Here is a 4,911-nt window from a genome sequence, read left to right on the forward strand (position 1 = left end):
TCGATCTGCTCGGTCTGGCCGCCCATCACCGCGTAGCCCTGGATGTCGGCGACCGAACCGTCGTAGGTGAGGCGGTAGATCTGGTCACCGGACGCGTCGTCGCCGACCTCGGCCACGAACAGCTCGACCTCGTACGGCTTCTCGCCGCCGGCCGAGAAGATGGTGCCGAGCGTCTGCGCATAGGCGTTGGCCAGCCCGCGGCCGGTGACGTCGCGGCGGTCGTAGGAGTAGCCGCGCAGGTCGGCCAGCCGGACGCCGGCGATGCGCAGGTTCTCGAACTCGTTGTAGCGGCCCACCGCGGCGAAGCCGATGCGGTCGTAGATCTCACTGATCTTGTGCAGCGCCCGGGAGGGGTTCTCGGCGACGAACAGCACGCCGTCGGCGTACTGGACGACGGCCACGCTGCGGCCGCGGGAGATGCCCTTGCGGGCGAAGTCGGCCCGGTCCTTCATGAGCTGCTCGGGCGAGACGTAGAACGGTGCGGTCATCGGTGTGTCCTCTCGCCTCAGGTGAGGGGGGCAGCAGGGCCGTCGGGACGGACGAGGCGCCCGCCGATGACGTCGTCGGCGATCGCGCCGACCTCGGTGTCGGAGATCCGGCGGTAGCCATCGGCCGTCACGACCGCGACCACCGGGAAGATGCGCCGGGTGAGGTCTGGTCCGCCGGTGGCGGAGTCGTCGTCGGCCGCGTCGTAGAGCGCCTGCAGCGTGGCCGTGATGGCTTCGTTCTCGTCGAGGTCGTCGCGGTAGAGCTTCTTCAGGGCACCGCGGGCGAACACCGAGCCGGAGCCGACGGCATGGAACGCATGCTCCTCGTAGCGGCCGCCGGTGACGTCGTAGGAGAAGATTCGACCGATGTTCGTGGCGGCATCGAAGCCGGCGAAGAGCGGGACGACCGCGAGGCCTTGCATCGCCAAGCCGAGGTTGCCCCGGATGAGGGCGGACAGTCGATTGGCCTTGCCGTCCGCGGAGAGCACGGTGCCTTCGAGCTTCTCGTAGTGCTCGAGCTCGACCTGGAACAGCCGCACCAGCTCGATCGCGATGCCCGCGCTGCCGGCGATGCCGATGCACGAGTACTCGTCGGCCGGAAAGACCTTCTCGATGTCGCGCTGGGCGATGACGTTGCCCATCGTGGCCCGGCGGTCGCCCGCCATGACGACTCCGCCCGGGAACGTCGCCGCGACGATGGTCGTGCCGTGCGGCGCAGCGCCGGCGAGGTCACCCGCGCCGCGGGCCGAGGCGCCGGGCACGAGGCCGGGCGCCTGCTGGGCGAGGAAGTCGGCGAACGAGGAGGAACCTGCAACGGTGAAGGGCTCTGGCAGCATCACTGCCCACCCTTTTGCACAAAGCTGCGCACGAACTCCTCGGCGTTCTCCTCGAGCACGTCGTCGATGTCGTCGAGGATCGAGTCGACGTCGTCGTCGAGCTTTTCCTTGCGCTCGGCGTCGACTTCGGTCTCCTCGACCTGCTCGTCGGTCTCGGTCGACTTCTTGGTGCTCTTGTGCTGCTGTTCGGGCATACCGCAACCCTAGCCTTAGGAGTGAACACTCGTAGGCGTGTTCGCGCGCGGCGGAACGCTCAGTTCAGCGGCGGGTGATGGCGGTGAACAGGTCAGATGCGGTCTCGCTGCGCGCGAAGAGCGCGCCGACGTGCTCCTTGGTGCCACGCAGCGGCTCCATCGTGGGGACGCGCTGCAGGGAGTCGTGGCCGGGCAGGTCGAAGATCACCGAGTCCCACGACGCGGCCGCGATGTCGGAGGCGAACCGTGCCAGGCACATCCCCCGGAAATAGGCGCGGGTGTCGCTCGGTGGGGTCGAGACGGCGTCCTTGACCTCCTCCTCGCTGACGAGGCGCTCCATGCGACCCGACCGCACCAGCTGGTGGTAGAGCCCCTTCTCGAGACGCACGTCGTGGTACTGCACGTCGACGAGATGAAGCTTCGCGTGGTCCCAGTCGAGGCCGTCGCGCTCCCTGTACTGCTCGAGGAGCGCGAGCTTGGCCACCCAGTCGAGCTCCTGGACGCACTCCTGCGGGTCGCGAGCCAGCCGATCGAGGACGCTCTCCCAACGGGCCAGCACGTCGTCGGTCTGCTCGTCGGAGCCCTCGCGCTCGACGAACGTGCGGGCGTGAGCCAGGTACTCGCCCTGCAGGTCGATCGCAGTGATGGTGCGGCCGTCGGCGAGCTCGATCGCGTGCTTCAACGACGGATCGTGCGACACGTCGTGCACTGCGGCGACGGGTGAAGCCAACGCCAGTCCGGACGGCAGGTGGTCGGCCTCGATCATGGCCAGCACCAGCGACGTGGTGCCGTGCTTGAGGTAGATCGCGACCTCGGAACAGTTGGCGTCACCGACGATGACGTGCAGCCGTCGGTACTTCTTGGGGTCCGCGTGCGGCTCGTCGCGCGTGTTGATGATCGGGCGCTTGAGCGTGGTCTCGAGGCCGACGCCGACCTCGATGTAGTCGGCACGCTGGCTGATCTGGAACTCGTGGATGCTGCCGTCCTGCTTGCGTCCGACCCGACCGGATCCGGTGAAGACCTGGCGCGAGACGAAGAAGGGTGTGAGGTGCTCGACGACGGAATCGAACGGGACGTCGCGACGCATCAGGTAGTTCTCGTGCGAGCCGTAGGACGCCCCCTTGTTGTCGACGTTGTTCTTGTAGAGCACGACCGGCGCGGCGCCAGGCATCCGGCCGGCCAGCTCGGCGCCGAGCCGCATGACGTCCTCGCCCGCTTTCTCCCAGACCACGACATCGCGCGGAGACGTGACCTCGGGGCTCGAGTACTCGGGGTGAGCATGGTCGACGTAGAGGCGCGCGCCGTTGGTGAGAATGATGTTCGCCAGGCCGAGGTCTTCGTCGGTGAGCTGCGAGGGGTCGGCCGCCTCGCGGCTCAGGTCGAACCCGCGGGCATCGCGAAGCGGGTTCTCCTCCTCGAAGTCCCAGCGGGCGCGCCGGGTGAGCCCGTGCGCGGCGGCATACGAGTTGACGACGTGAGTCGACGCCACCATCGGGTTGGCGTGCGGCTGGCCCCTGACGGCGATGCCGTACTCCACCTCGCTGCCCTGGACACGGCGGACACTCATGACTCCAGCCTACGGGCGCCGACCATTACCAGTGGACGCCCTTCAGCACTCGGGCCAGCGCTCGCTGCTGGCGGGTCGTCTTCTCCCCTGCTCCGTCGCCACGCGCCGCGGCCGAGTCAGGGAAGATCTTGTACGCCTGGTTGAGGACGCGGAACGCCGCGTGCGGCGCCACCGCGTGGGAGAGCTCCCCGGCCGTTCCCATGACCGTGTTGATCTCGTGCGGATGGTCCCTGACAGCCCGCAGCACCAGGTCGGCCGCCTGAGACGGGCTGATGGTCGGGAAGGCGTCGTAGATTTTCGTCGGCGCGATCATGGGCGTACGGACCAGCGGCATGTGGATGGACGTGAACGTGATTCCGTGTCCGATCAGCTCGGAGGCCACCACCCGGCTCCAGGCGTCCAGCGCGGCCTTGGACGCGACGTAGGCGGAGAACCGAGGCGGATTGGTCTGCACCCCGATCGACGAGATGTTGACGATGTGGCCCGTCTTCCGCTTCGCCATCTGCGGCGTCAGCCCCATGACCAGCCGGATCGCGCCGAAGTAGTTGAGCTGCATCGTGCGCTCGAAGTCGTGGAACCGCTCGTACGAGAGCCGCAGCGAGCGCCGGATCGAGCGACCGGCGTTGTTGACCACGATGTCGATGCCCTCGAAGTCGCGGTTCAGCTTCTTGGCGAGCTTGTCGATGTCGTCGAGGTCGGAAAGGTCGCACTGGTAGGCGAACGCCGATCCGCCGTGGGCGATGATGTCGCTCTTCGTCTGCTCGAGCTTCTCGGCTCCGCGTGCGACCAGGATCGCGGTGCCGCCGAGCGCCGCGACCCGCAGCGCCGTCGCCTTGCCGATGCCTGACGTCGCCCCCGTGATGACGACCGTCTTGCCGCGGATCGCCTTGGCGGAGGCCTTGTCGGCCCGGATGTCGGGATCGAGGTTCTGCTCCCAGTAGTCCCAGAGGGTCGCCGCATAGGTGCGCAGCTTGGGGATCTCGATACCGGAACCGTCCAGCGCCTCGAGTGTTGCCGCCGAGTCGTAGCGGGTGGGCATGGAGACATGGGCGAGCACCTCGGCCGGAATGCCGAGTCGACCCAGCGTCTGCTTCGCGACGATCTCACCGGGTCCACCGGCCGTGAGTCCGAGCGCCGACTGGAGCCAGCGGGTCGGCAGGAGGTCGGTGACCCTGTTGTCGAGGGAGACCTGGAACGACGGCGACTTCGCGGCGCGGGCGAACGCGTTGATGATGTCCAGGTTCTTCTGCGGTCGTGGGTTCACCAGGTGGAATGCACGGCGGTCGAGACCGGGCTCATGGGCGAGGTGGTCCATCGCCTTCGCCACGTAGTCGACGGGAACGATGTTGGTGCTGCCCATGCCGGCGCCGAACATGGGCAACCAGGCCGGCATGTAGTCGCGCATGCGCTTGATGAGGGTGAAGAAGTAGTACGGACCGTCGATCTTGTCGATCTCCCCGGTCTCGGAGTCGCCCACCACGACCGCCGGCCGGTAGACCCGCCACGGCACGGTGGCCTCGTCACGCACGATCTTCTCGGACTCGAACTTCGTTCGGTGGTAGTCGGACTGGAACCCCTGGCCTTCGTCGAACATGTCCTCGGTGTAGCGACCGCGGAAGTCGCCGGACGCGGCGATGGACGAGACCTGGTGGAAGCATCCGGCCTCCAGCGCGTCGGCGAGCTGGAGCGCGTTGTGCGTGCCACCGGTGTTCAGGCGGTCGTTCGTGGCCTTCGAGGCGGTCATGTCGTACGACGCCGCCAGGTGGAAGAAATGCTTGACCTCGCCCTTGTGCTCGTTGACCCAGGCAGAGTCGACGCCGAGGCCC

The 4,911-nt window shown here is 67.7% G+C and carries 5 protein-coding genes; all 5 read right to left on the reverse strand.

Annotated elements, in window-relative coordinates:
• Positions 1-488 (reverse strand): proteasome subunit alpha (prcA, locus tag ACRDPN_RS10775; RefSeq protein WP_431447480.1); only part of this gene is annotated, 488 nt, incomplete at its 3' end.
• 17 nt (positions 489-505) lie between these two features.
• Positions 506-1,324 (reverse strand): proteasome subunit beta, encoded by an 819-nt coding sequence (gene prcB, locus ACRDPN_RS10780; protein WP_431447482.1) that lies wholly within the window; start codon positions 1,322-1,324, stop codon positions 506-508.
• The gene (locus ACRDPN_RS10785; RefSeq protein ID WP_431447484.1) at positions 1,324-1,518 is read right to left on the reverse strand and encodes a ubiquitin-like protein Pup; all 195 of its coding nucleotides are present in this window, start codon (positions 1,516-1,518) and stop codon (positions 1,324-1,326) included. Before ACRDPN_RS10785 ends, prcB begins: the two co-directional genes overlap by 1 nt.
• 64 nt (positions 1,519-1,582) lie before the next feature.
• Positions 1,583-3,085 carry a depupylase/deamidase Dop gene (gene dop, locus ACRDPN_RS10790; protein WP_431447486.1) on the reverse strand — a complete coding sequence of 501 codons (1,503 nt, stop codon included), beginning with the start codon at positions 3,083-3,085 and terminating at the stop codon, positions 1,583-1,585.
• Between the two features lie 25 nt (positions 3,086-3,110).
• Positions 3,111-4,911, reverse strand: a 1,801-nt coding sequence (locus tag ACRDPN_RS10795; protein ID WP_431447488.1) for an SDR family oxidoreductase, incomplete at its 5' end; no start/stop codon positions are given.

Origin of the sequence: Aeromicrobium sp. (genome assembly GCF_050700635.1) — a bacterium.
Lineage (GTDB): Bacteria > Actinomycetota > Actinomycetes > Propionibacteriales > Nocardioidaceae > Aeromicrobium.

Bases quoted from the DNA above. Each gene is read 5' to 3' on its own strand.
- ACRDPN_RS10785 (WP_431447484.1), bottom strand. From the start codon at position 1,518: ATGCCCGAACAGCAGCACAAGAGCACCAAGAAGTCGACCGAGACCGAC.
- prcB (WP_431447482.1), bottom strand. From the start codon at position 1,324: ATGCTGCCAGAGCCCTTCACCGTTGCAGGTTCCTCCTCGTTCGCCGAC.
- dop (WP_431447486.1), bottom strand. From the start codon at position 3,085: ATGAGTGTCCGCCGTGTCCAGGGCAGCGAGGTGGAGTACGGCATCGCC.